Source organism: Seonamhaeicola marinus (assembly GCF_008085455.1).
Genome location: NZ_VSDQ01000600.1, coordinates 1 through 283, shown reverse-complemented (window position 1 = coordinate 283; position 283 = coordinate 1). Strand labels below are relative to the sequence as shown.

The following is a 283-nucleotide window of genomic DNA, read 5'->3' as shown; positions in this document are numbered from 1 at the left end:
CGTAAACTTAAAGTAGGTGATAAAATGGCAGGACGTCACGGTAACAAAGGTATTGTTGCACGTATTGTTCGTCAAGAAGATATGCCATTCTTAGAAGATGGAACACCGGTTGATATTGTACTAAACCCATTAGGTGTACCATCGCGTATGAACATTGGTCAAATTTATGAAACAGTATTAGGTTGGGCAGGTCAAAAATTAGGTCGCAAATTTGCAACACCAATTTTTGATGGCGCAACACTAGATCAAATTAATGAATTGACTGACGAAGCTGGAATACCAC

Annotated in this window: 1 protein-coding gene; it reads left to right on the top strand. The window is 38.9% G+C overall.

Going from position 1 to position 283, the window contains the following annotated elements:
* On the top strand, nucleotides 1–283 hold a 283-nt coding region (locus tag FUA24_RS10735; RefSeq protein WP_148542187.1), incomplete at both ends, for a hypothetical protein.